This is a genomic window from Deltaproteobacteria bacterium (assembly GCA_026712905.1).
Classification (GTDB): Bacteria; Desulfobacterota; Binatia; order UBA9968; family JAJDTQ01; genus JAJDTQ01.
This window is the reverse complement of the sequence record JAPOPM010000022.1, coordinates 1-24,092: the sequence shown is the minus strand read 5'-3', so window position 1 is coordinate 24,092 and position 24,092 is coordinate 1. Positions and strand designations below refer to the sequence as shown.

Genomic DNA, 24,092 nt, shown 5'->3' with positions numbered 1-24,092 from the left:
GTCCTCCACCTGGCGGGCGGAATAGAACTGCCTGGGCGCGGAGCACGAGATCACGCCGACCACGTCGTCGCGCCGGCGCGTGCCCTGGTAGTAGATGGACTTGACCGAGCCCAGGCTGTGCCCCACGAGCACGAAGCGGGCATAGCCCTCCTGCTTCATCCGGTCGATGGCGGCGTCGATGTCCAGCTCGCAGTCCTCGAAGTTCTCGTAGGTGGCGCCTCGGAAGGCCGTGAGGTCCCCGCCCCGGGCAATCCAGTCATGGCCGCGGCAGTTGATGGAGAAAGCATGGTGGCCGCGTCCGGCCAGGGCCTCGGCGAATACCCGCAGCGGGCCGGTATAGAAGCTCATGGCCACGCCGTGAATCATCACCAGCGCCAGGTCGGGGCGCGGTGATGCATCGGCGCGAAACAAGGCTCCGTGCAGCGTCTCCTGGTCCGCGGTCACGAATGAAAGCAACTCGGCTTTTCCCGCCATAAATCTCACCTCTCTGTTTTCCCCTGTCGCCCCGTCTCCCAGGTATCGGTCTTGGGATCATAGACTTCCAGGGTCGGCAGGTTGACGGCGCCAAACCCGCCCCCTACGTTCCCTCCACCGGCGTCGGTGCATACGCTTCCAGCCACTTCGCAATGGCATCGCCGTCGCGTTCGAGCCACAGCGCATTGGAGCGGATCCGCTCCAATGACTGGCGCACCGTGCGCGCGGCGGCGGGCGCGGGATGCGACTCGAAGAACTCTTCCACTTCCCGGGCCTTGTCCAGGGTGGTGAAGTCCTCGGTGGTGATGGATATGATGCGGGCGATGATGAACCCGCCCTGGCCGTAACGACGATCGAACTCGGCCCACTTGTCCCGCAGGAAATCCCAGGCCAGATCCCGTCCCAACGGGTTCATGGCCACGCCGGCCACGGCCAGCGGCGTATCCTGTCCGCGCACCTCGTCGGACAGCGAGAAGTCAAGCGTCCGCCGAAGCACGGCCGGGTCGGTGCTGCATCCCAACGCCCGCAGGCAACGGTTCTTCTCTTCGTGAAGCTCGGCTTCACGGTAGGTCTCCAGCACCGCCTCGTACCCTTCCACGCCTCGGCTCTCCACCACTTGGCCATACACCGCCGCCCGCAGGTCCGGCGCCACCGGCGTGGCATCCCGGATCGCCTCATCGAACCGGCGCAAGGCCTCGGCGTTGACCCCCGGGTCGCCGTAGCGCCCCAGGAGGCCGATCACCATGGGCCGCAACAGCTTTGTGAGATGGCTTTCGTCAGGCCGGGCATCCCATCCCAGAGCCCCGTAAATAGTCTGGTACAGGCTCCGGGCGAAAGCGCGGAACGACGGATGACAGGGCTCGCCGGACAACAGGATGTCGTAGGCCCGGAGATTCTCCGACAGGTCCGCCCACACCGTGTAATGCGTCTCGTTGCCGTAGGCCGGCGCCAACGCCAGTGGCCGAGCCGCGTCCAGATAACCCGCCCGGGCCAGGGCAAACGCGTCGTTCTCCAGGCCGAGCCGGTCCGTGGCCGACGCGAGCTCGCCGGTCTCCACCGCCAGGGCCAGCCGGTCCCACAGCTCGGCGCTGTAGGTACTGCGGTAGAAACCGGTCTGGTCCGGATTGACCTTCAACCACCCCCCGCTGCTTCCGTCGACGCCAATGCTCGCCCGCTCGTCTTCCACCACGCGGAACGTGTCCTCCCCCGCTCCCGTTCGTATGCCCAGGGGAACCGACCACCGGCTGGCGTCGTCCCGATCCGGCACGCCGCTCAGGAAGAACCGCGTCTGCCGCAGCTCCACCTCCCCCTGCTTCATGTCCACGGACAACAGCGGGTAGCCCGTCTGCTTGGTCCAGGTGTCCATGATCTGCTTCACCGGCTGCCCTGACTCCTCCGCCAGAGCCTGCCACAGGTCCTCGGTGGTGGCGTTGGCATACTGATGCCGCCCGAGGTAACGCCGCAGCCCCCGGCGGAACGGCTCCGCGCCCAGGTAGGCGGCCAGCATCCGGATCACCGAGGCGCCCTTGCTGTAGCTGATGCCGTCGAAAATCTCGCTGATCTGCTTGGGGTCCCGCACTTCCACCTCGATGGGGTGCGAGCTCTTGAGCCCGTCCAGGGACAGGGCGCGGCCGAAGTCGGAAAAAACGAACTGCGTCCACATGTCCCATTCCGGGAACAGGTGGTCCACCGCCATAAACTCGATCCACGAGGCGAATCCCTCGTTGAGCCACAGGTGCGTCCACCACTCCATGGTGACGAGGTTGCCGAACCACTGATGCGCCAGCTCGTGGGCCACGATGATGGCCACCCGCTGGCGCGTGCCCGCCGAGGACTCCGCGGGGTCCACGAGAATCGCGGTCTCCCGGTAGGTGACCGCGCCCCAGTTCTCCATTGCTCCGGCCGCGAAGTCCGGAATCGCCAGCAGGTCCATCTTGGGCAGCGGATAGGCGATGCCGAAGTAGTCGTCGAAGAACGAAAGGGTCCGGGCGGCCACGTCCAGCGCGAACCGTCCCTGCTCCCGCCGGCCCACCGGCGTGTATACCCGCACGGTGACGCCTTCCTCGGTCTCGGTCTCGACGTAATCGAACTCGCCCACGACGAAGGCCAGCAGATACGTGGACATCACCGGGGTATCGGCGAAACGCACGGTCTTGAGACCGTCGTCGCCGGTCTCCACTTCGCCAGACGGCATGTTGGAGACCGCCACCCGGTCCTCCGGCACCACCAGCGTCACCGCGAACACGGCCTTGCGCGCCGGCTCGTCCCAGCAGGGGAACGCACGCCGCGCGTCGGTGGCCTCGAACTGGGTCACGGCCATGGTGCGCTTCTCGCCCTCCACCTGGTAGACGGCGCGGTAGAACCCGTGCATCTTGTCGTTCAGTTGTCCGGTGAACTCGATGCTCAGCCGCGCCGGCCCCGGCTCCACGAGGTCGGCGAAGACGAACGCGACCGTCTCCTCCTCCTCGTCGGCCTCGATCCGCTCGGGCACGCACGACGCCCCGTTGCGCTCCAGCGCCACCGAGTGCAGCTCCAGCTCGGTGGCGTGCAGCACGATCCGGCGGGTGGCCGATCTCACGTCGACTTCGACCGTCTCGCTGCCGCCGAAGGTGAAGGTTTCAAGGTCGGGCCTGAGGGTTATGTCGTAACGTTCAGGGTCAACGTCGTCGGGCAGCAGCACCCGTTCCTGTTCAGCCATGCACAAACTCTCCTGTCTTTCCGGCGTCCATGCCTTTCCGTAGACCGCTCACACCGGCCAGCCGTGCTGCGACAGGTCGATCAGGTTGCCGTCGGGGTCCTGCACCCGGAATTCCGCCTCGCGATTGGGCGGTCTCTTCCTCACGTCGTCGGCCGCCCCCTTCCCGTCCGACACCGACTTCAAGGCCTGCACGTCCTCTACCTCGAAGCCGATGTGGTTGAGGCCGCTCTGGAGCGCACGCCCCTCCACCTGCTCCTCCGGGCCCTTGGGGATGATGGCCAGGTTCACGTGCCCGTCCGAGAGGTAAGTCGCGGTACCCACGCCCTTGACCACCTTGAGCCCGAACACGCTCGTGTAATACTCCACCAGCTTCTCCTTGTCGTCGGTGAGGATGGCGATGTGACGGATGCGTGCCATGTCGGTGTCCTCCCTGGTACTACTGTGTTGCCCGGTCGATCCGCGCACTAGAGGTGCTTCTGGAAGAACTCCCTGGTCCGTTTCCACGCCGCCTCGGACGCCGCCTTGTCGTAGTTGCGGCTGTCGGCATTGGCGAAGGCGTGTCCCGCGTTGGGATAGATGAAGACCATGTGATCGCCCTTGAGGGTCTTGAGCTTGGCCTGGAACTCGCGCACGTTGTCCACCTTGATGCCCCGGTCGGTCTCGCCGAAGTGCCCGAGGATGGTGGCGCGCATGCGGCTCAGGTCGTCCGCCGGGTTGAAGCGGCCGTAGTAGATCACCGACGCCTTGACCCCGAGGTCGTTCTTGGCCATCTGGTAGGACCAGCCGCCGCCGAAGCACCAGCCCACCGAGGCGATGCGCGCCGGGTCCACTTCCCCCGTGAGCCCGCTCAGGTAGCTCATGGCCTGCTTCAGGTTGGCAAAGGCCGCCTCCGTGTTCTTGCGCACGCCTCCGGCCAGCTTGCGCGCACCGTCCGGCGTCGTCGCCATCTCGCCGTCGTAGAGGTCCACCGCCAGGGCCACGTAGCCCAGCTCGGCGAACGCGCGCGCGTTCTCGCGGATGTTGTCGTTCAGCCCCCACCACTCGTGGATCAGGATCAGGCCGGGACGCGCCTTCTTGTCCGCGGGCTTGGCAAGATAGCCCTTGACCTTGGCGTTGCCCTTGTCGTAGGCCACTTCCGCGGTGGTGATCTTCATGGCCTGCGCATGGACGGCGGCGGCCGCGAAGAGTATCCCGAAAATGATGGATGCCGTGCAGATGAACGCTTTCTGAAGTTGCATGTCTCTTCTCCCTTGCAGCGGGCGGAGAACCCGAACCCACGTTTCGTGAAGCCAGTGTAACCCGAAGAGTTTCCCTTGTGTCCGGCCCGGCTGCCCTCAGATGCTTGCCGGCTCGCGTTTCCAGCCAATGCTTCCGTTCACGACGACGCCTTCCACCTGCGTCGCCGCGTCGAACGGCGGACCCGACAGAACCACCACGTCCGCGTCCTTGCCCGCCTCCAGGCTTCCCACCCGCTCGTCGATGCCCATGAGCCGCGCGGAATTGAGCGTCAGCGCCTTGAGCGCCTCGCCGGGGCTGACCCCGTGGTCCACCGCCGTCATGCCCTGCATCCGGTGATTCTGGATGGGGATCACCGGGTGATCGGTGGAGAAGGCCGTGAGCACGCCGCTTTCGATGAGCATGCGCGGCGAGTGCGGGCTGCGTCCCGACTGTTCCAGATTGCCGCGGGCCTTGAGCCACGGGCCGTGGACCACGCCGACTCCGGCCTCCGACAGTTCCGCGGCCACCTTGTACCCGTCGGTGCCGTGCTCGATGATCAGGTCGAGATCGAACTCCTGCGCGATGCGGATGGCCGTCATGATGTCGTCCGCCCGGTGCGCGTGTGCGCGCAGCGGGATCTGCTTGCGCACCACCGGGACCATGGCTTCCTGCCGGAGATCCCGCGAGCCGCCGCCGTTGGCGGCGTAGTGCTGCGCCCGCACCAGCCCCTCCCGCAGGATGGCGGCGATTCCCATGCGCGTCATGGGGCTCTTCTTGAGGCCGCCGTAGACCTGCTTGGGACGCTCCCCAAAGGCGATCTTCATGCCCACCGGGGCGCGCACCAGCATCTCCTCCAGCGTGCGACCCACCACCTTCACGGCGGCGGGCTGGCCGCAGATGACGTTGTAGCTGCCGGGCATCACGCCCACCGTGGTGACGCCGCCCCTGAGGGCGTCCTGGAACGCGATGTCCTCGGGGTTGATGGCGTCCAGCGCGCGCAGGTGCGGCACCACGGGGTCCCCCACCTCGTCCTCGTCGCTCTGGCTGGCCCCTACCCCGTCCTGGCACAGCCCCAGATGGGTGTGGGCGTCGATCATGCCCGGTATGAGGACCTTGCCGCGCACGTCCCAGACCTCGGCGCCCGCGGGCGTACGAACGTCGGCGCCGACAGCCTCGATGGTCCGACCTTCGATCAGCAGGGTGCCCTCGTCGATCACACCGTTGGACGCCGTCATGATGCGGGCGCCCACCAATGCCAGCCCCATGATCCCCTCCTGTCTCCGTGCGCGGGCGGCAGCCGCGGGGGACGCCTACCGGCCGCCGGCCTAAGACTCCGTCCGTTCGAACACGAGGCGGCCGTCCACGTAGGTCCGGTCCACCATGATGTCCCGTATCGCCGTCGGCGCCACGCCGAGAATGTCCTCCGAGAGCACCGCCAGATCCGCCCGCTTCCCTTCCTCCAGGGAACCCGTGCGGGTCTCGTCGAACGACGTGTAGGCGCAGTTATACGTGTAGACGCGAATCGCCTGCAGCACGCTCACGCCCTCGTCCGCGTTGAGCACTTCGCCGCCTTCCTCGGGTCCGAAGCGGTGGTTCACCAGGATGTCGATGCCCTGCAACGGGTTGTACATGCCCACGGGCCAGTCGGAACCGCCGGAGATGATCACGCCCCGGTCGGTCAGGGACTTGAACGGAAACGCGTAGCGGGCGCGCTCGCCCCACTGGCCGTGTATGCCCTCGCTGCCGATGCTCTCCAGGATCGGCGGCTGCGTGTTCCAGATGACCCCCAGCTCGGCCATGCGGTCCATGACCCGCGGGTTCCACAGGTAGGCGTGCTCCAGCCGGTGGCGCAGGTCGTGGGTGGCCACCTGCTCGCGGCCGTGGGCGATGGCCTCCAGCGACCGGTGGATGCCGTGGTCGCCGTGACAGATGAGCCCGGCCTGCCAGTCGCTGGACTGGCACTGCACCATGAAGTCGTTGATCACCTCCTGGGTGAGCCGGAAGCTGCCGAGCTTCTTCCCGGCGGGGTCGTTGCTGTAGGGTTCGAACAGGGCGGCGGTCTGGCCGATGACACCACCGTCGATACCCACCTGAAGCGCCCCCAGCTTGAGCCACTCGGTGCCGAAGTTGGTGGCGAACCCGGTCTCGAAGATTTTCCCGGCGGCGCCTTCGAGGTCCCAACCTTCGCCGTGCACGGGATAGGGGCCCATGACCACGCCCAGGCTCGGCGGCGCCTGGCGGTGCAACCGCTGCCACGCAACCGTGTCCATGCGGTTGCGGATGGCCGCCTCGAACGCCGTGGTGACGCCGTTCCGGTTCAACTCGCTCGCCATCCAGCCATATCCGTCCATCAGCTCGTTCACGTCCCACTTGGGGAGCGTCGGCATGATGAACACGGTGCGGGTGTTGTCCCACATGGGGCCCAGGGGGCGGTCCTGCTCGTCCCGCTCCATGGGGCCGCCCGGGGGGTCGGGGGTGTCGTCCTGGACTCCCATGCGCCGCAAACCCAGGGTGTTGAACGTCCACCCCATGGATTCGCGGTTGGAGATACCCACCGGGTTGTCGGGTGACACCGGATCGAGATCGAATCGGTTGGGGTTGCGCCGGTCGGTGAGGCGCGTCGCCTGGAAGCCCCGGCCGAGTATCCAGTCGCCCGGCTTGGCCTGCGCGGCCCGCTCCTTGATCCTCTCAACGATGTCGGCGATGGAGGGACAGGCGGCGTAGGTGCAGTCCACCCAGTGGCGCTGGGGGCCGTTGGTCATGTGGATGTGGTTGTCGATGAAGCCCGGGGTCACGGCCCGCCCCTTGAGGTCCACCACCTCCGTCTCGCGCCCCACGGTCAGCTCGACGTAGGCGCGCTCCCCCACCCGCAGGATGTTGTTGCCGCGAACCGCGAGCGCCTCGGCCACCTCGTCCCGGGAGTTGACTGTCACGATGGGGCCGCCGACAAACACGACGTCGGCGGTGGGTGTCGGTGTCGACACGTTGGAATCCGCCATGGAACACCTCCCTGGATGCGCGTGAGGAACCCGGCTCAAGCCTGATGGACAATAACCGCTGCCCGGTGGATGCGCAAGCCGCGGCGTTCTCCAAGGCCCCCTCGCCCTCCCCTCCCTTCACGCTCATCTCCGTATTGGAAAACAGTGCGATTACGCGGTCCGGAGACCTCATGGAGAGAATGCGAAGGTTGGACGCTCGGACAGTTTCCGTTCCCATTCGAGGCTGGAGCGGCACATGGTCGCGAGATCGTCGAACCGGGGGGACCATCCGAGCAACCGGCGCACCCTGTCCGTGTCGGCGACCAGCGCCGGCGGGTCTCCCCGGCGGGGGGCTCGCGTGACCACCGGGAAAGCGGAGCCGCTGGCGGACTTGACGCACTCGATGACTTCACGAACGCTGTAGCCGCGGCCGCAACCGCAATTGAGGACGGCGCTGTCACCGCCGGCCTGAAGGTATTGGAGCGCACGCAGGTGCGCATCGGCCACATCGTCCACGTGGATGTAGTCCCTGATGCAGGTCCCGTCCGGGGTGGGGTGGCCGTCCCCGAATATCGAAAGCTCCGGGCGCAGGCCAAGGGCCGCCTGACAGGCGGCCTTGACCAAGTGGGCGGGATGGGACGTTGCCTGCCCAAGCATGCCTCCCATATGCGCTCCGGCGACGTTGAAGCACCGCAGGGCCACGAACCGGAATTTCCCCCCGGACGCCGCCGCCAGATCCCGCAGCATCCGCTCCGCGGTCAGTTTCGTCCTGCCGTAGGGACTGATGGGGGCGAGAGGGCCGTCTTCGCCCACCGTGCGGTGGCGGGGAATCCCGTATACCGCCGCGCTGGATGAGAAGACGAACCGGTTGACGCCGTGTTCGATGCAGTGTTGCAGCAGGCGCCGTGACCCGAGGACATTGGTCCGGTAGTATTCGGCGGGTTCTGCGAACGATTCCGGCGCCACGGTGCGGGCGGCAAAATGAATGACCGCGTCGATGCCATACCGCCGGATCAGCGTCGGCACGCCGCCGCGGCGAAGAATGTCCATGCGATGAAAGGACGCTTCCCGGCTCACCGCCCGGCGGCAGCCGGACTGGAGGTTGTCCAGCACGAAGACCTCACAGCCGGACCGGACCAGATTGAGGACCGTATGCGAACCGATGTATCCGGCACCTCCGGTTACCAGTATCCTGCCGTTCATCACCCGCCGCTCTACCTGCGCCCGGAGACTTCGAACCCGAGGCCGAGCTCCGGCGGTATGGCGCCCTGGACGTGGCGTTGCGAAGTCGAAGGGCGCCGAAATGGTTTTCTCAACGACCTGCTGAAAGTCGGACCTCTGGATCATACAGGCTTTTCCCGGAGAGGTGAATAATTATCCGTGAGAGGTGAATATTTCTTATTGATGAATTCCATAACGCCGCTGCCGGCGGGGTCCGGTCCGTCAGAGCCGCCCGGCCCGGCCGGGGTCTTTCCCCCGCACCCTGTCCCGGCGGCGCGGTATCCTGGCGACGCACAAAAGGCATAGCTTGAGATCGAGGCAGGGATTCATCCGGGCGATGTAGAGATTGTCGTAGCGCAGCTTGCGCCGGGGCTCCGAGTCGTAAGCCCCCGCCAACTGGGCCAGACCCGCCACGCCCGGCCGGACCCGCAGCCGGCCGGCGAAGCCGGGGACCTCGCGCTCGATGCGTTCGGCGAGTTCCGGTCGCTCGGGGCGCGGACCCACGAGGCTCATTTCGCCCCTGAGGACGTTGACCGCCTGGGGCAGTTCGTCGAGATGGAACCGGCGCAGCACGCTGCCGGTGCGGGTCATGCGCCGGTCGCGCTCCGACGCCAGCACCGGGCCGGTGCCGTCCTCGGCGCCCTCCACCATGGTGCGGAACTTGAGGATCGAGAAAACCTCGCCTCCGCGGCCCAGGCGAGGCTGGCGGTAGAACACCCGGCCGCCGTCCTCGAGCCGGATCGCGAGCGCGATGGCCGCCCACAGAAGCAGCCACAGCGGCCCCAACGACAACAGGAGGAAACCGACGAGGGCGAGATCGAACGGGCGCTTGTAACGTTCCCGCGCCGCGAGGTCCGATGGCGTGCCGCCGGCCGGCGCCGGTGCGGTCCTGTCCCGCTTCGCCGCCGTCGACCCGGTGGTTTCGGCTCCCCTGCTCATGGTCATGGCCCTCCCGGTGACGACGGCGGGCGGCTTTCCGGGTCCTGGATGCCGCCCGCGGCCGTGGCGGTTGTCGCCGGGCCGGCAAGACGGTGGCGGTGCTGCTGCGCGCGGCCGGCGCGCGCAGCCTGTTGCAGAGGCTCAAGGACGACCCCCGGGTGATGGATTTCTTCTTCCGTCCCGCGCGCGGGGCCGACCGTATCCGGCTGGGCGCGGACAGCGAGGCCTTCCTCGAGCGGCGCTACCGGGACTGCCTCGCCGCCGTGGCGGCGGCAGGCGTGCCCGTGGCAAGAGGCATCTGGTTCCACCGGGCGACCGCGCCGCGCTGACTCTTCCCGGCACCGGCTCCTATTCATCGGCATGACCCGCCGTCGATGATTGCCTTCGGCCCCGGCCTGCCGGACCCGGGCGGGACTGCCGCGTCGTGCCGCGCCCCCTCCACCCCAACCATGCGCACCAGAACCCCGCGCCCCAAAAGAGGTGCATGGTCGCCAGCACCGGCGGCAGCAGCAGGGCCGCCCGGTCCCGGCCGCGCAGGCCCGAAACCGCCGCGCCGGCGGCGAGCGCCGAGAGGTAGCCGAGGGCGGGGATCGCGGCGAGCGGCGACCCGGTGGCGGCGCCCGCGATGCCCGATGCGGCCAGCGCCAGGACCAGCGCCGGTGCGGCCAGGTGCCGCCAGCGCAGCGACGCCGGGTGGCGGCGCAGCACGACGCACTTCCACCATCCCCAGTCGAAGTACTGCCTCGCCAGCGCCCCGAACCTGCCGCGGGGACGGTACTCGGCCGCCAGCGCCGGCGTGAACCACACCGTGCCGCCGTCCGCCCTGATCCGCCAGTTGAGCTCGTAGTCCTGGTTGCGCGGCAGCGTCTCGTCGAAGCCCCCGGCCGCTTCCAGCGTTTCGCGCCGAAAGACGCCGAGCCAGACGGTGTCCACAGGCCCTTCCGGCCCGCCGATCCGGTAGCGCGCGTCACCAGCGCCGAGCGGCGCCGTCATCGCCATGGCCGCGGCCCGGGTGAAAGTCGAGGTCCCCACGGGCCGCTGCATTCCGCCCACGACGGCCGCCTTGGTGCGCTCCAGCGTCCCGACGGCCACCCGCACATAATCGCGCGGCAACCGGGTGCTTGCGTCGCAACGAACGAGGATGTCGTGGGAGGCCGCTGCGACGGCGCGGTTGAGCCCCTCGGGCGTGCCGCGGGACGGGTTGGCCACGATCCGCACCCGCGGAAATCGCGCCCGCAACGCCTCGGCCGTTACGGGATCGTCGGAGCCGTCGGCGACAACGACCTCGACCACCCCTTCGTAGTCCTGCGCCAGCGCCGAGGCGACGGCGGTGGGGAGGTGCTCGGCGGCGTTCCTCGCGGGCACCACGACGGAGACGGGCGGCGGCCGCGTCACGGCTTGCCTCGCCCGCCCGGCATCCCGCGCACCAGTGGAGCCTGGAACGGGGCGACCGCACCCGAACGGTCGTACCGGTACCGCGCCCTGAGCGCGTCTTCCCGGCCGGTTTTGGCAACGGCCGTGTACGTCGCCGCAAGGGAGTGCAGGAGACGGCGGTTCCGGGGCTCCGCCGAGAGTGCCTCGCGCTGTTCGGCCTCCGCCCGGGTAAGCAATCGGAAGCCCTTGGCGGGATCCGGTCCGTGCATGATGTCCCAGTTCGGCGCGATGTTCGTGTACAGCAAGATGCGCGGCGGAGTGGCGAGCTGCCCGGACCGGGCAAGAGAGCCGAGGACGACAAGCGCGGCCGCAAGGCCCACCGTGAAGGCGTGCAGCACCTCCGGCATCCTGACCAGCGGCGTCAGCAGGACAAGCGCCAAGCAGGCCCGGACTGACAGGACGAAGCCTCGCTCCAGCCAAATCTCCAAGGGTGCCTCAAATCCTCCGCATATTATTATGCGCATTAACCAGACACCACACTAGCGCCGAGTGGGGTCGAAGAAGTCGCGCAGGCCGTCACCCAGGATATTGAACCCCAGGATGAGGAGCGTGATGGCCATTCCGGGGAAGAAGGCGGCCCAGGGGGCGCGCTCGACGTAGCCGTAGGCGCCGGTCAGCATGGCGCCCCAGGAGGGGGCCGGCGGCGGGTGGCCCACGCCCAGGAAGCTCAGGGACGATTCCGCCAGGATGGCGTAGGAGAAGGACAGGGCGAACTGCACCAGCAGCGGCGCCACCACGTTGGGGGCGATGTGGCTGCGGATGATGCGCGGGTGGGAGCCACCCAGTACTTGGGCCGCCTCCACGAACGGCTGCGCCTTGATCGCCATGGTGGCCCCGCGCGCGACGCGCGCGAAGTGCGGCGCCTGCACCACGCAGAGAGCAATGATGACCGGCACGGCCGGCCCCAACCCGCCGCCGGTGAGGAACGCCGCCACCGCGATGGCCAGCAGGATCGTCGGGAACGCGAAGACGAGGTCGATGAGCATCGTCACGCCACGGTCCAGCAAGCCGCCGAAGTAGCCGCCGAGCACGCCGATCAACATGCCCACGACCGCGGCCCCGGTGGCCGACAGGACCCCCACGACGAAGGCGATCCGGGCGCCGTAGATCACCCGGCTGAGGACGTCGCGTCCGAACTCGTCGGTGCCGAACCAGTGGGCGGCGTCCGGCCCGGAGAGCCGCGACCCGGCGGACATGTCCAGCGGATCGTAGGGTGCCAGAACGTCCGCCAGCAGCGCCGTCAGCAGGTAGGCCAGAATGACCGCCGCTCCCACCAGGGCGGGCTTGTGGCGCGCGAACCGGCGCCAGGCCCGCCCCGGGCCTTCCCGGCGGGGCGCGACCGGCTGCCGTGTATCGGTGGTGTTGATGGATTCCGCCACGGGGTCCGTCACCGAGATAAAGGGCTAATCGTACCGCACCCGCGGGTCGAGCAGCCCGTAGCCGAGGTCGGCCAACGTGTTGATCATCACGTAGCTGCCGGCGATGACGATCATGGTGGCCTGCAGCACCGGGTAGTCGCGACTCAACACGGCTTCCACGGCGTACTGGCCGATGCCCGGAATGGCGAATATCTGCTCGATGATGAGCGAGCCGCCGAGCAGCTTGCCGGTCTCGGTGCCGATCAGCGTGAGCACCGGGATGAACGCGTTCTTCAGCGCGTGCCTGGAGTACACGCGGCGCTCGCGTACACCCTTGGCCCGGGCCGTGCGGATGTAGTCGTGGGCGAGCACGTCCAGCATGGCCGAACGGGCCATGCGCATCACCGCCGCCGCCATGGTGGTGCCCAGGGCAAGGGACGGCAGTATCAGCGAGAGCGTGCTCTCGACGGGGTCTTCGAAAAACGGGATGTAGCCGACGGAAGGAAGGATGTTCAGGTAAACGGCGAACACCAGCACCAGCAAGGTGGCCAGCCAGAAGTGCGGCATGGCCAGCCCGAGGATTCCGGTAGTGGTGACGATGCCGTCGATCTTGCCGTTGGGGTAGCGCGAGGCGATGACGCCCAGGGTCACGCCGAAGAGGACGCTCCACGTTCCCGCCATGAAGGACAGGTGCAGCGTCACCGGGAGCCGTGCGAAGATCTCGTCCGCTATGGGGTAGCCGGAGACGATGGAACGGCCGAAATCGAGCTGCAGCACGCGCCCGATCCATTCCAGGTACTGGACCACGATGGGACGGTCCAGACCCCACAGAGCGCGGATCTCTTCAATGCGCCCGGAGCTCATGTACAGGCCGTAGATGAAGTCCACGGCATCGCCCGGCACCAGGCGGATCATGTAGAACACCACCAGCGAGATGCCGAACTGCACCAGCACCAGGGAAACCAGCTTCTGCGCGATGTATCGACTCACCGGAAACCCGTCAGGTCAACGCGGCAGCCGCGTGGGAACCCGCCTCACCCCCTACGGACCGTCATTCCCGCGGAAGCGGGAATCCGCCCCTGGATTCCCGCTTCCGCGGGAATGACGACTCGGGGCGGTGGTGCCGAGACGCCGAACGGCTGATCCCCGACGACCGGTTGCGCCGGGAATCAGCCGCCGGCCTGACCGGCTCGCCTACTTGTCCAGCCATACCTCGCGGAGCGAGTACTGGCTGGCGTTCGGAAAGGCGGTGTAACCCTTGACGTAGTCGCGCATGGCCTGGAAACGGTCGAAGGCCACCAGGAACACCCAGGGCTGCTGTTCGGCCAGCCGCTTCATGGCGGCCCGGTAGGCTTTCTTGCGGTCCGGGATGGAGGTGGCGACCACTCCCTTGGCCAACAGCTTGTCGAACTCGGGATCGCAGAACCGGCTGTTGTTGTAGCTGCCCTTGCAGCGGAACAACGGCGACAGGGCGCCATCCGGATCGACGAAGTCCGAGCCCCACCAGCGGATCGGATACATCTGGAAGTTGCCGGAGCGCCAGTCGCGCTGCGCGGTGGCGCTGTCGGACGCCTTGATCTCCACGCGGATGCCGACCTTCTTGAGCTCCGACTGCACCACCGCGGCGAAGGCCGCGTGATACGAGGTCGTGCCGATGCGCAGCACGATGTCCACGCCGTTGGGGTAGCCGGCCTCGGCCAAGAGCTTCTTCGCCTTGTCGCGGTCCAGGCTGTAGTATTTGTCGTCATTTCCCGCCCAGTACGGCGGAATGAGCGGCGGCCCCCAAAGCGGCTGCGCGAAGCCGTCGAATCCCTTCTCCACCATCTCCTTGCGGTCGATGGCGTAGGCCATGGCTTGGCGCACGCGCACGTCGTCCAACGGTTTCTTGCTCACGTTGAGCGAAATGTTGACGAAGCTGATGTTGGGTCCGCCGGTGACGTTGATCCTGCGGTCGCGCTTGAGGGCGTTGACGTCCTTGGGCGGCAGCGGCTCGATGTAGTCCACCTGCCCCGCCCGCAGCGCGTTGGTGCGCGCGGTCTGGTCCTTGAGCGGAATGAAGTGCATCTCGTCCAGCAACGGCACCGACTTGTCGTAGTAGTTGGGGTTCTTGACCAGCACCAGCCGCTGGCCCTTGATGTGCTCCTTGAACATGTAGGGCCCGGTCCCCATCATCCCGTCCTTCAGGCCCACCGGCATGGGCTTCACGGCCTCCTCGGCCACCATGGCCATGGCGGGCAGCGACAGGTTCGTCACGATGGCGGCGTCGGGCCGCTTCAGCTTCAGAACCAGCTTGTACTTGGACGGCGTCTCGATGGAGTCGATGGACGCGATGGTGCTCGCGTAACCCGCCGGTACGTTCGGGTCGAGAATCCGCTGCAGCGAGTACTTGGCGTCCGCCGAGGTGAACTCGCGTCCATTGTGGAACTTCACCCCCTCACGCAGCGTGAACTCCAGTTGGGTGGGCGACTTGAACTCCCATTTCGTCGCCAGGTCCGGCCTGGGCTGAATATCGGTGCCGGCGCGTACCAGCCCCGAGTACACGTTCTGCATGATGTTGATGTCCCAGCCCACGCGCGTGGTGTGCGGATCGAGATCGTTCACGTCACGCTCGCCCCCGAGGCGCAGGATGCCGCCGGATTTCTGCGCGGAGGCCTGCATCGCGAAGACGCAGAAAATGACAAACACCGCCGCGATGGCGAGTCCCAAGGACCACCGCCTCGGCGGGGAACCAGACCCGCCCGATCGTCTCATCAGGTTCGTCCATCTCATCGTGATTTCCTCCTCGGCGGCGTCTCCAGGACCACACGTGCGCACAGATGAAACACCGCCCGTTGCGTCGGTGCCACGAGTGGGCACCGTCCCGAACAGACCGTCACAGTCTTCCAAGCCCTGCTCCGGCCGCGATACTCGCACAGGATTTCTCGGAGTGTCAAGGTTGCACGGGGCAGGCCAATGATTGTATGGGCGGGTTGTCTCGTGCGTTTTCCATGGGGATGAGACACCACACTGGCCGCAACCGCCTGTCGGGAGGAGGACGCTCATGGCAAGCAACGCATCGCGCGACGCGGATCTGGCGTTCGTCAACGGACGCGTCATTACGATGAACCAGCGGGACGATGTGGCCGAGGCCGTAGCGGTGGTGGACAACCGCATCGTCCGTGTGGGCTCCAACGAATCCGTGGAGGGACTCGTCGGCAACGGCACCCGCGTGGTGAACCTGGCGGGGCGCGCGTTGACTCCCGGGTTCGTGGAAAACCACATGCACATCATCAACGCGGTGGAGGATCGCAAGTGGATCAACTGCGGCCCGGAGGTCGCCTCGTCCATCGACGACGTCGCCGCGGCCGTGAAGCAGCGCGTGGACCAGACCCCCGCCGGCGAGCTGATCGTGGGCTGGGGCTTCGACCACCACCGGCTGCGTGAGCGGCGCTACCCCACGCGCCGGGACCTGGACCCGGTGTCCCCCAACCACCCGGTGCTGCTGCGTCAGCGCGAGTCCATGAGCTGGACCGCCAACACCGCCGCGCTGCGCCGCATGGGCATCGAGGACGACACCCCGGACCCTCCCGGCGGCCCGATGCTCCGGGACGAGCAGGGCGCGCCCCTGGGGCCCATGTGGGACAATTGCCGCGTGGTCTACATCTCCCCCGCCATTACGCCGCCGACGCTGGAAGAGCTGGCGGAGGGCTATGGCTGGGCGTGCCAATACCTGAATGCCCTCGGGGTCACCAGCGTGGACGAGGCCTCCATCCGCAACGAGCAGGAGACCCACGCGTGGCAGCTCCTGCGCGCCCGCGGCGGCCTCACGGCGCGCGTCTACCTCAACATCTATCCGGTCTACGGCACCCGGTGGGACGTGGAGACCGCGGCCTACGGGATCTTCCGCTCGGGCATGCGCACCGGCTTCGGCGACGACTGGCTCCGCCTGGGGCCGGCGGTCATCGGCATCGACGGCGGCGTGCAGGGACAGACCGCGGCGCTCTTCGAACCCTACTCCAACGACCCCGACGGGAAGTTTCGCGGGAGCTTCCGCTGCTCCCAGGAAATGGCGGACGAGTTCTGCCTGGAAGCCCACAAGGCCGGCTTCCAGATCGCCGCCATCCCCCACGGCGACCACGGCATCACCGTGACCCTGGACGCCATCGAGAAGGCCCAGAAGGCGTACCCGCGCCCGGACGCGCGCCACCGCCTGGAGCACGCCTACTTGTGGAACGCCGAGCTGCTGGACAGGGCCGCCGGCCTGGGCGTCGTCTACAACGCCCAGCCGCCGATCCTGGAGGTGCTGGGTGAAGCCTGCACCCTGGAGCCCTGGGGCGCGGAGCGCTCGAAGTACGCCTTTCCCATGAAGTCGCTGCTGGAGCGCGGGGTGATCTCCTCGGGCGGCTCCGACATGCCCATCGTCACCGCGAACCCCATGGTGGGCATCGACTGCCTGGTCAGCCGGCGCCTCGACCCGAGCCCGGGCGCAACCGTGCTCAACCCCGACGAGCGCCTTACCGTCATGGAGGCGCTGCGAATCTACACCTACAACGGCGCCTACGCGCACTTCGAGGAGCAGAGCAAGGGTTCCATCGAGGAAGGCAAACTCGCCGACCTGGCCGTGCTCTCCAGGGACATCCTGACCGCCCCGCCGGAGGAGATCCGGCACATCACCGTGGACATGACCGTGGTGGACGGCAATGTCGTGCACGAGGCCGGGCAGGAGCCTGTCCGCTAATCCCGAGGCCTTCCTCTCCGTCATTCCCGCGAAACAGGCTGTGTCAAAACTCATGAGGCAACTACGTAACAGAACGTCATTCCCGCTTTCGCGGGAATGACTCTTCGGGGGACCGTTGCCTCGGGAGTTTTGACACGACGTGGAAAGCGGGAATCCAGGGGTGGGGAGGGGCAAGACGGACGACCAACATGAGGAAGCACCATGGATGACCTTCAGAAACTGGTATTGGCCCACATCCGCGAGGAAGAGCTGGTGGCAATGGCCATGGACCTGGTGAGCATCTTCAGCCCGCCGGGCGCGGAGGCGCCCGCCGGCGACTATCTGGCCGGACGCCTGGCCGAGTTGGGCATGCGCGTGCAGCTCCAGGAGGTGGAGCCCGGACGCAACAACGTGGTGGGACGGCTCCCCGGCAGCAAGGGTTCGCCCACGCTGCTCTTCAGCGGACACTTCGACACCAGCACCACCGGCCGCGAGGCCGAGGCGTGGGGCAGCCGCTATACGCCCGAGGTCGTGGGCGGCGGCGTGGCCCGGGCCACCACCGCCGACGGGTGGATACACGGCCTCGGCGCCAGCAACATGAAGGGCGCCTTCGCCGCCTACTGGGGCGCGGTGCGGGCGCTCCAGCGCGCCGGGGTGGAACTGGCCGGCGACATCCTCATTACCGGCGTCGTGGGGGAGACGGAGAAGGCGCCGGTGGACCAGTACCAAGGGGCGGAGTTCCGCGGGGGCAAGGCGGGCTCGCGCTATCTGGTCACCCATGGCTTGACGGCCGACTTCGCCGTCATCGGCGAGCCCACCGGCATGCGCCTGCAGATCGGCGAGACCGGGTACTGCTTCGTCAAGGTAACGGTCTACGGCAGGTCCCAGCATACCTGGTCCAAGGAGCACGGCATCGACCCCATCGAGAAGATGATGCGCGTCTTCACCGCCCTGCAGGCATGGGAGCCCGTGTTCCGGGACCGCCATCCGCATCCCTTCATGGAGTGCCGCATCGGCATCGGCGCCATCCAGGGCGGACACCCCTACAAGCCCTCCAAGTGCCCGGCACCCTTCTGCAACCTCTACGTGGACGTGCGCGTGGTGCCGGGACAGAGCTTCCTGGAAGTGAAGAAGGAGATCGAGGCCGTGCTGGACGAGCTCAAGGCCGACGACCCGGAGCTGCAGACCGAGGTGGAGCTGTACCTGACGGGGAACGGCTTCGAGCTGAACCGCGACGAACCGCTGGTGAAGGCCATGGAGCGGGCCCACGAGAGCGTCTACGGCGAGCCCGTCCCCTATGCCGCACCCAACCGCTACGCCGTCTCCAGCGACGCCGGCCCCATGTTCGAATACGGCATCCGCGGCCTCACCTACGGCCCCGGCGGCATCTCCACCGGCGGCCAGTTCGCCAACTACGACCCGGCGCACCAGCACAGCGAGGTGCTGAAAATCGAACATTTGGTCAAGGCCGCGGGCGTGTACGCTCTGGCCGCGCTGGACCTGTGCGGGCCGGCGTCGTAGCGGGCGGACGGCGCCCACGTCGGAGGAACGGACCATGGAACCTCTCATCGGGTATTCGGCCCTGATCGAGCGCCCTCCCCTGCGCTGGCCGGACGGCGCCCGGGTGGCGCTTTGGATACAGATGAACCTGGAGCACTTCGAGATCGACGCCCCGGGCATGAGCCTGCCGCCTAGCCGCTCGCCCGGCCCCATCCCCGATCCCAAGAACGCCGGCTGGCGCGACTACGGCGCGCGCGTGGGCATCTGGCGGCTCATGGACATGCTGGACCGCCACCGCCTGCGCGCCTCGGCGCCCACCAACGACCAGGTGTGCGACTACTATCCCGAGATCATCCGCGAGGCGGTGCGGCGCGAGTGGGAGCTCATGGGCCACGGGTTCAACAACTCGCACACCCTGGGAGGCCTGTCGGCCGAGGACGAACGCGCGGTCATCCAGGCCAGCGTGGCGAAACTGAGCGCGGCCGCCGGACGCCCCACCAAGGGATGGCTCGGCCCCGGCCTGGTGGAGACCTTCAACACCCTGGAGATCCTGGCCGAGGCCGGCGTCGAGTACGTCTCCGACTGGTGCAACGACGACCAGCCCTATCCCATCGAAGTCGGCAGCGGCCGGCTCATCGGCGTTCCCTACTGCATGGAGGTCAACGACATCTACGCCTTCGTGGGCGCCGGCATGGACGGGGAGAGCTTCTACCGGATGATGTGCGACCAGTTCGACGTGCTGCACGCCGAAGGCGCGGACACGGGCCGCATCCTCGGCCTCTGCCTGCACCCCTTCATCGGCGGCCAGGCGCACCGCGCCAAGTGGATCGACAAGGGCCTGGAGTACATCGTCGGCCACGACGGCGTGTGGGCCGCCACCGCCGAGGAGATCTCGGACTGGTACTACGAGCACTACTACGAGGACGCGCTGGCGCGACTGCGCGAACGGGCGCGGACGAAGTCCGGCAAGTCCGGCGCACAGGACCAATAGTCGGGACGATCACCGGGTCGACGTAATCGAAAGGGAGGAAAACCGTGGCACTACGCGAAATCAATTCCGTTCCGGTCCCCGCCGGCCAGGGAGCCGCCTGCACCGTGCAGGCCGGCCAGTACGTGCGGGTCGTCGACGTCGAAGGCGGTCAGGTGGCCGACTTCAACGCCTGGACGCTGCCCGACTACAAGGAGCAGTTCTGGTCCGGGCGCACCCGGATCGTGGAGGGAGCGCACCTCTCCACCGGCAACCGCCTGTTTTCCTCGCCCAACATGGAGGTATTGTTCACCATCACCGACGACACCGTGAAACGCGTCGACTCGCCCCTCGGCGCCATCTCCCACGATCTCATCTACGCGCGCTGCAGCTCGGGACTGTGGAAGCTCCGCGGCGTCGACAACGCCCCCAACTGCCAGGACAACCTCGTGCGGGCCATCGAATCCTACGGGCTCACCGCGCACAACGTCCACGACGCCTTCAACATCTTCATGAAGACCGGCATCAACGAGGACGACCGCCTGTTCGAGGAACCCGCCGAATCGGTGGCCGGGGACTACCTGGAACTGCGCGCGGAGAAGGACTGCCTGGTAGCCGTGTCGTCCTGCCCGGGGCGCGGCAACCGTTTTCCGGAATGGCGGAACCGGCCGCTGCGGGTGGACGTGCTGGTGGAGGAGTGAAGGCCGGGCCGGATTGCCCTGAGCATCCGGCAGACAAAGCCCTCCCGCATCAACTGCCGCCCTTGGTTTCTACCCTTGGAAACGGGCGGATACGGATTCGTTGCGGGAGCCTCTCTGCTTCCAGACCCAACCCGACCGGATCGTGCGTGGGATCAGCCAGCTCGGCCAAACGATCCGTCATCCCGAGGATGAAGAGCACCGTCGCGTAGGTCCCCAAGGAGACGCCCGGATCGCCCTTCTCCACCTTGTTGAGGGTAGTGCGACTGATAAAGGCCCGCTCCGCCATGATCGCCGTGGGGATACGGCGCCGGCGACGCGCATCCCGGATGTCCGTACCCAGTTTCCTCAACACACGGCGGACGGGAATGGGCAGGGCTGCTTGTGATCTCGCAGGCATAACGTCCTTGTATCTGTACGCTGAAAGGCACAGCGTACATTATGCTGAACGTATAGCAACCAGCAAACTCGGATCGCACGGAGCAGTCGGCTGTTGAAGCGTCAACGAGGAGGTAGAGAAAGCGCGCCCGAAGGGAGTCGAACCCCTAACCTCCAGATCCGTAGTCTGGCGCTCTATCCAATTGAGCTACGGGCGCAAATTGTGGGGGAAACCTGACGGAAATTAATCACACTGACCGAGAAACCGCAATGCCCCTGGGCAAGCGACCGCATCCACGCCCGATTGCCGACCCATCGGACCCGACCGCGTTGTTGAAACCGTCGCCGGACTTGTATACCATACGGTTCAATAATTGATCGGATAAACACTTGCCATGGAAATGACCCACTACGCGACACGTGAAGACTTGGCCCAACTGGAAACCCGCGTCGTGGAGCGAATCGGCGCGCTGGAAAGCCGGCTGGTGCGGGACATGCGCGAATCGGAACAACGCGCCGCCGGCCGTGAATGGCGCATCCTCGGCATAGTAGTCAGCATCGCGGCCGTGATGGTGGCCGTCATGCGGTATTTCGGCTAGTCCCGGAACTCGTCCCAAACAGTTTGAGGTAAGGTGGCGGAGAGAGAGGGATTCGAACCCTCGGTACCCTTTTGGGGTACACACGCTTAGCAGGCGTGCGCCTTCGACCGCTCGGCCATCTCTCCGAAGCGGGTGGAGCCAGCACTATGGCACACGCACCCAACTCGGTCAAACTTTCGGGTTCCCAAAGGGGCCCCAGGGCGACCGAGTCCACCCCCGGCGCAGGACTCCCTGAAACCGCTCGATTTGACAACCCCGGACGGCGCCCTCTACATATGATGCATGGGCATGGACTGACAACGCCCTGACACGTGCCCGCACCCCTATACTTCGACCGGATCCCGGAACCACCCAACCCATGCCCGAAATCCGAACACGTTTCGCTCCCAGCCCTACCGGCTACCTGCACATCGGCGGCGCGCGCACCGCGCTGTTCAACTACCTCTACGCTCGGCATTGCGGCGGGAAGTTCGTTCTCCGCATCGAGGACACGGACCGCCAGCGCTCGACGCCGGAGGCCATCGACGCGATCCTGCGGAGCATGGAGTGGCTGGAGTTGGAGTGGGACGAGGGGCCGTTCTATCAGACGGAGCGGATGGACCTCTACCAGGAGCGGCTCCGGTCGCTCTTGAGCGCGGGGGACGCCTATCCTTGCGTGTGCACACCGGAGACCCTGGATGCCAAGCGGCAGGCGGCGATGGCCGAGAAGCGCAAGCCGATGTACGACGGCACGTGCCGGCCCGCGGAGCGGGCGGCGGTGCCGTTGCCGGAGGGGGTTCCCTTCACCGTCCGGTTCCGCTCGCCGGAGAGCGGCGCCACGGTGGTGGACGACAAGGTCAAGGGGCGGGTGGAGTTCGACAACGCGGAGTTGGACGACCTGATCCTGGCGCGCTCGGATGGGAGTCCGACGTACAACTTCTGCGTGGTGTGCGACGACATCGACATGGGAATCACCCACATTGTCCGCGGCGACGACCACCTGTCCAACACGCCGCGGCAGATGCAGCTCTATTGGGCGCTGGGGGCGGAGCCGCCGGTGTTCGCCCACGTGCCGCTGATCCTCGGGGAGGACAAGAAGCGGCTCAGCAAGCGCCACGGCGCCACCTCGGTGATGGCGTACCGGGACATGGGCTACTTCCCCGAGGCGCTGAACAACTACCTGGTGCGGCTGGGCTGGTCGCATGGCGACCAGGAGATCTTCGACGCCCAAGAGCTGGTGGAGAAGTTCGACATCGACGCGGTGGGCAAATCCTCGGCGGTGTTCAATCCGGAGAAGCTCCTGTGGCTCAACGCCCACTACCTCAAGGGCCGGCCGCTTCCCCAACTTGCCGAGGAGGTGGCCCCCTACCTCGCGGCCAAGGGCTACGCGCCGCCCGAGGACCGCGTGTGGCTGGAGAAGATGGTGGACACCCTGCGGGAACGGGCCAAGTCACTGGTGGAACTGGTGGACATGGCCCACTACTTCCTCACGGAATCGGTCGACATCGACGACAAGGCGGGGCGCAAGCACCTGGTTCCCGAGGCCAAGAACCTGCTCCAGGAAGTGTCCGTCAAGCTCGGCAACCTGGCCGACTTCAACGAGGCGGGCATCGAAGGAGTGTTCGGCGACGTGATCGCGGAGCGGGGCATCAAGCTGGGCAAGGTGGCCCAGCCGGTGCGGGTGGCGCTCACCGGCTCCACCGTGAGCCCGGGGATCTACGAAGTCATCGACGTGCTCGGGCGGGACGTGACCCTCGCGCGGCTCGCCGCGGGTGTCCGCTACATCGATGCCCACCCTTCAACCCAAGGCTGAGCGAACCCTCAAGCGCCGCGCCGGCGCACCCTCTCATGGTTCAGCACGTAGAGGCCGCCGCCGCACACCAGCGCCATCCCGGCGTAGGTCACCGCGTCCGGCCAGTGGCCGAAGAACAGCACACCCCAGAACACCGACATGGGCAGCGCCACGTACTCGAACGGCGCCAGCGCCGCGGGCACCGACACGCGGTATCCTTGCGACATGAGGTAGCTGGCGACTCCGTTCAAGGCGCCGATGCCGAGGAACAGCGCGCCGTCCGCGAACGGCGGGACCGTCCAGGCGCGCAGCAGGAACGCAAGGCTTGAACCGTCCTCGGGAGAGAACCGCCCGTCTCCCGCCACGAGGCCCATGGTGACGCTCGCGGCGACAAAGCCCACCTGGGCGTAGAAGGAGATGGTGGAGGCGCGCTCGGTGGTCCCGAGGCGGCGGGTCATGATCTGCATGACCGCATAGCAACAGGCGGCGCCCAGGGGAAACAGCGCCACCAACTGCAAGGTCCCCCCGCCGGGCCGAAGCATCAGGACGACACCCAGGAGGCCGACACACACCGCGGCCCAGCGGCGCCCCCCCACCGCCTCGCGCAACACGAGCGCGGTCAGCCCGGTGATCAGCACCGGCGCGATGAAGAAGATCGACGTGGCCTCGGCGATGGTCATGGCGGCGAGGCCGAGAAAAAACGTGCTGTTGGCCGTGACCAGAAGGGTGGAACGGGCCAGGTGCAGGCCGACGCGGCCAGTGCGCCACAACCTGAGGCCGCCTTCCAGACGCATGGCGCACAGGGTCACCGCCACCGCGCTGGTCGCCCGCACCAGCACGATCTCGTGCAGCGGATATTCCCCGCTCAGCCACTTGATGGTGGCATCCTGGAGGATGAAGATGGTGACCGCGCTGACGACGCAGGCGATCCCGAGCATGCGTTGGTCCATGGCCCCTGTAGCTGTCCCCGGATCCCCACCACCTTGACGCCCGAGGCGGTTTAATTTATCCTTGGAGGTTGTTGAGGAGTCGGCTAATTGGTAAGCCACCTGACTCTGGATCAGGCGATTGTAGGTTCGAGTCCTACCTCCTCAGCCACGGTCCCATCGTCTAGCGGTTAGGACGCTGGCCTCTCACGCCAGAAACACGGGTTCGAGTCCCGT

22 protein-coding genes and 3 tRNA genes are annotated in these 24,092 nt (G+C 67.1%); 8 read left to right on the top strand and 17 right to left on the bottom strand.

Annotated elements, in window-relative coordinates:
* From OXF11_01740 to OXF11_01705, 8 genes are all read right to left on the bottom strand, one after another.
* Positions 1–474 (bottom strand): alpha/beta fold hydrolase (locus tag OXF11_01740; protein MCY4485820.1); only part of this gene is annotated, 474 nt, incomplete at its 3' end.
* A 103-nt stretch (positions 475–577) separates the two neighbouring features.
* Positions 578–3,172: a M1 family metallopeptidase gene (locus OXF11_01735; protein MCY4485819.1), complete on the bottom strand. Its 2,595-nt coding sequence runs from the start codon at positions 3,170–3,172 to the stop codon at positions 578–580.
* A gap of 48 nt (positions 3,173–3,220) precedes the next feature.
* Entirely contained in the window at positions 3,221–3,589 is a 369-nt protein-coding gene (locus tag OXF11_01730) for a VOC family protein (protein MCY4485818.1), read from the bottom strand.
* A gap of 47 nt (positions 3,590–3,636) precedes the next feature.
* On the bottom strand, positions 3,637–4,410 hold the full coding sequence (locus OXF11_01725; GenBank protein MCY4485817.1) for a dienelactone hydrolase family protein: 774 nt from the start codon (positions 4,408–4,410) through the stop codon (positions 3,637–3,639).
* A gap of 96 nt (positions 4,411–4,506) precedes the next feature.
* Positions 4,507–5,655 (bottom strand): amidohydrolase, encoded by a 1,149-nt coding sequence (locus OXF11_01720; protein MCY4485816.1) that lies wholly within the window; start codon positions 5,653–5,655, stop codon positions 4,507–4,509.
* A gap of 60 nt (positions 5,656–5,715) precedes the next feature.
* Positions 5,716–7,389: an amidohydrolase gene (locus OXF11_01715; protein MCY4485815.1), complete on the bottom strand. Its 1,674-nt coding sequence runs from the start codon at positions 7,387–7,389 to the stop codon at positions 5,716–5,718.
* A 168-nt stretch (positions 7,390–7,557) separates the two neighbouring features.
* A complete protein-coding gene (gene galE, locus OXF11_01710; protein ID MCY4485814.1) occupies positions 7,558–8,571 on the bottom strand; it encodes a UDP-glucose 4-epimerase GalE in 1,014 nt (337 codons plus the stop codon).
* A 240-nt stretch (positions 8,572–8,811) separates the two neighbouring features.
* Positions 8,812–9,528, bottom strand: a complete 717-nt coding sequence (locus OXF11_01705) for a sugar transferase (GenBank protein MCY4485813.1) — start codon at positions 9,526–9,528, stop codon at positions 8,812–8,814.
* Positions 9,529–9,620: 92 nt separating this feature from the next.
* Between OXF11_01705 and OXF11_01700 the strand changes: the two genes are divergently transcribed.
* Positions 9,621–9,857 (top strand): hypothetical protein, encoded by a 237-nt coding sequence (locus OXF11_01700; GenBank protein MCY4485812.1) that lies wholly within the window; start codon positions 9,621–9,623, stop codon positions 9,855–9,857.
* Positions 9,858–9,876: 19 nt separating this feature from the next.
* Here OXF11_01700 and OXF11_01695 read toward each other — a convergent pair whose 3' ends face one another.
* From OXF11_01695 to OXF11_01675, 5 genes are all read right to left on the bottom strand, one after another.
* A complete protein-coding gene (locus tag OXF11_01695) occupies positions 9,877–10,923 on the bottom strand; it encodes a glycosyltransferase family 2 protein (GenBank protein MCY4485811.1) in 1,047 nt (348 codons plus the stop codon).
* A complete protein-coding gene (locus OXF11_01690; GenBank protein MCY4485810.1) occupies positions 10,920–11,390 on the bottom strand; it encodes a hypothetical protein in 471 nt (156 codons plus the stop codon). Before OXF11_01690 ends, OXF11_01695 begins: the two co-directional genes overlap by 4 nt.
* Positions 11,391–11,441: 51 nt before the next feature.
* Positions 11,442–12,341 carry an ABC transporter permease gene (locus OXF11_01685; GenBank protein MCY4485809.1) on the bottom strand — a complete coding sequence of 300 codons (900 nt, stop codon included), beginning with the start codon at positions 12,339–12,341 and terminating at the stop codon, positions 11,442–11,444.
* A 24-nt stretch (positions 12,342–12,365) separates the two neighbouring features.
* Positions 12,366–13,310 carry an ABC transporter permease gene (locus tag OXF11_01680; protein MCY4485808.1) on the bottom strand — a complete coding sequence of 315 codons (945 nt, stop codon included), beginning with the start codon at positions 13,308–13,310 and terminating at the stop codon, positions 12,366–12,368.
* A gap of 204 nt (positions 13,311–13,514) precedes the next feature.
* Positions 13,515–15,026 carry an ABC transporter substrate-binding protein gene (locus OXF11_01675; GenBank protein MCY4485807.1) on the bottom strand — a complete coding sequence of 504 codons (1,512 nt, stop codon included), beginning with the start codon at positions 15,024–15,026 and terminating at the stop codon, positions 13,515–13,517.
* A gap of 334 nt (positions 15,027–15,360) precedes the next feature.
* On the opposite strand from OXF11_01675, the gene OXF11_01670 reads away from it, so the two are divergent.
* The 4 genes from OXF11_01670 to OXF11_01655 all read left to right on the top strand — a co-directional run bounded on the left by OXF11_01670 (position 15,361) and on the right by OXF11_01655 (position 20,184).
* Positions 15,361–17,037 carry an amidohydrolase gene (locus OXF11_01670; protein ID MCY4485806.1) on the top strand — a complete coding sequence of 559 codons (1,677 nt, stop codon included), beginning with the start codon at positions 15,361–15,363 and terminating at the stop codon, positions 17,035–17,037.
* A gap of 201 nt (positions 17,038–17,238) precedes the next feature.
* The gene (locus OXF11_01665; protein MCY4485805.1) at positions 17,239–18,537 is read left to right on the top strand and encodes a M20/M25/M40 family metallo-hydrolase; all 1,299 of its coding nucleotides are present in this window, start codon (positions 17,239–17,241) and stop codon (positions 18,535–18,537) included.
* A 34-nt stretch (positions 18,538–18,571) separates the two neighbouring features.
* On the top strand, positions 18,572–19,507 hold the full coding sequence (locus OXF11_01660) for a polysaccharide deacetylase family protein (protein ID MCY4485804.1): 936 nt from the start codon (positions 18,572–18,574) through the stop codon (positions 19,505–19,507).
* 44 nt (positions 19,508–19,551) lie between these two features.
* Entirely contained in the window at positions 19,552–20,184 is a 633-nt protein-coding gene (locus OXF11_01655; protein ID MCY4485803.1) for an urea carboxylase-associated family protein, read from the top strand.
* A 49-nt stretch (positions 20,185–20,233) separates the two neighbouring features.
* Here the strand turns inward: OXF11_01655 and OXF11_01650 are convergent, their stop codons facing one another.
* On the bottom strand, positions 20,234–20,581 hold the full coding sequence (locus OXF11_01650) for a hypothetical protein (GenBank protein ID MCY4485802.1): 348 nt from the start codon (positions 20,579–20,581) through the stop codon (positions 20,234–20,236).
* A gap of 122 nt (positions 20,582–20,703) precedes the next feature.
* Positions 20,704–20,777, bottom strand: a tRNA-Arg gene (locus OXF11_01645).
* Between the two features lie 177 nt (positions 20,778–20,954).
* On the opposite strand from OXF11_01645, the gene OXF11_01640 reads away from it, so the two are divergent.
* Positions 20,955–21,158 carry a hypothetical protein gene (locus OXF11_01640; protein ID MCY4485801.1) on the top strand — a complete coding sequence of 68 codons (204 nt, stop codon included), beginning with the start codon at positions 20,955–20,957 and terminating at the stop codon, positions 21,156–21,158.
* A gap of 34 nt (positions 21,159–21,192) precedes the next feature.
* Here OXF11_01640 and OXF11_01635 read toward each other — a convergent pair.
* Positions 21,193–21,283 (bottom strand) — tRNA-Ser (locus tag OXF11_01635).
* Between the two features lie 233 nt (positions 21,284–21,516).
* Here OXF11_01635 and gltX point away from each other — a divergent pair.
* Entirely contained in the window at positions 21,517–22,950 is a 1,434-nt protein-coding gene (gene gltX, locus OXF11_01630) for a glutamate--tRNA ligase (protein ID MCY4485800.1), read from the top strand.
* 8 nt (positions 22,951–22,958) lie between these two features.
* Here gltX and OXF11_01625 read toward each other — a convergent pair whose 3' ends face one another.
* Complete coding sequence (locus OXF11_01625; GenBank protein MCY4485799.1) at positions 22,959–23,879, bottom strand: DMT family transporter; 921 nt, start codon at positions 23,877–23,879, stop codon at positions 22,959–22,961.
* A gap of 72 nt (positions 23,880–23,951) precedes the next feature.
* On the opposite strand from OXF11_01625, the gene OXF11_01620 reads away from it, so the two are divergent.
* Positions 23,952–24,027, top strand: a tRNA-Gln gene (locus OXF11_01620).
* Positions 24,028–24,092 lie beyond the last annotated feature (65 nt).

Excerpts from the sequence above, each read along its gene's own strand:
- OXF11_01735 (MCY4485819.1), bottom strand. The coding sequence starts at position 3,172 with ATGGCTGAACAGGAACGGGTGCTGCTGCCCGACGACGTTGACCCTGAA.
- OXF11_01730 (MCY4485818.1), bottom strand. The coding sequence starts at position 3,589 with ATGGCACGCATCCGTCACATCGCCATCCTCACCGACGACAAGGAGAAG.
- OXF11_01725 (MCY4485817.1), bottom strand. The coding sequence starts at position 4,410 with ATGCAACTTCAGAAAGCGTTCATCTGCACGGCATCCATCATTTTCGGG.
- OXF11_01720 (MCY4485816.1), bottom strand. The coding sequence starts at position 5,655 with ATGGGGCTGGCATTGGTGGGCGCCCGCATCATGACGGCGTCCAACGGT.
- OXF11_01715 (MCY4485815.1), bottom strand. The coding sequence starts at position 7,389 with ATGGCGGATTCCAACGTGTCGACACCGACACCCACCGCCGACGTCGTG.
- galE (MCY4485814.1), bottom strand. The coding sequence starts at position 8,571 with ATGAACGGCAGGATACTGGTAACCGGAGGTGCCGGATACATCGGTTCG.
- OXF11_01705 (MCY4485813.1), bottom strand. The coding sequence starts at position 9,528 with ATGAGCAGGGGAGCCGAAACCACCGGGTCGACGGCGGCGAAGCGGGAC.
- OXF11_01670 (MCY4485806.1), top strand. The coding sequence starts at position 15,361 with ATGGCAAGCAACGCATCGCGCGACGCGGATCTGGCGTTCGTCAACGGA.
- OXF11_01665 (MCY4485805.1), top strand. The coding sequence starts at position 17,239 with ATGGATGACCTTCAGAAACTGGTATTGGCCCACATCCGCGAGGAAGAG.
- OXF11_01660 (MCY4485804.1), top strand. The coding sequence starts at position 18,572 with ATGGAACCTCTCATCGGGTATTCGGCCCTGATCGAGCGCCCTCCCCTG.
- OXF11_01650 (MCY4485802.1), bottom strand. The coding sequence starts at position 20,581 with ATGCCTGCGAGATCACAAGCAGCCCTGCCCATTCCCGTCCGCCGTGTG.
- OXF11_01640 (MCY4485801.1), top strand. The coding sequence starts at position 20,955 with ATGGAAATGACCCACTACGCGACACGTGAAGACTTGGCCCAACTGGAA.
- gltX (MCY4485800.1), top strand. The coding sequence starts at position 21,517 with ATGCCCGAAATCCGAACACGTTTCGCTCCCAGCCCTACCGGCTACCTG.
- OXF11_01625 (MCY4485799.1), bottom strand. The coding sequence starts at position 23,879 with ATGGACCAACGCATGCTCGGGATCGCCTGCGTCGTCAGCGCGGTCACC.